A 397-nucleotide genomic window follows, 5' to 3' on the forward strand; every position below is an offset into this window, starting at 1 on the left:
CATATCGGTGTTAGTCCCGTCCTTCATCGGCTCCTAGTGCCAAGGCATCCACCGTGCGCCCTTTATAACTTAACCATTCGGTAAATGATCAGCTACACATCTCTTCGTCATCTTCACTCGTCAGCATCCTCACGTACAAACTACGTACGCTCCGGTACTTCCTCGCTTGATTCCTCGACCTGTTTGCTTCTCATTTCCCTCAACTTTCGGCTTTCAATAAGCGGCGCATCTCTGCGTCAACCTCTTGAAACCCTTGCGGTTTACTCTATGAATAAATCAATAGAGAGAAAAACTAAAATGGCGATTACTCGGTAATTTCTTGGTTCTTCTTCATTTTCATTATCTAGTTTTCAAGGTACAATGTTGCAATCTGAAGATTGCATATGACTTAATTTAA

Annotated in this window: 1 rRNA gene; it reads right to left on the reverse strand. The window is 42.6% G+C overall.

Annotated elements, in window-relative coordinates:
• Positions 1-75 (reverse strand): 23S ribosomal RNA (locus PZE06_RS26620); the annotation flags it as partial.
• Positions 76-397 lie beyond the last annotated feature (322 nt).

Source organism: Robertmurraya sp. DFI.2.37, from assembly GCF_029211245.1.
Lineage (GTDB): Bacteria > Bacillota > Bacilli > Bacillales > Cytobacillaceae > Robertmurraya > Robertmurraya methanolica_A.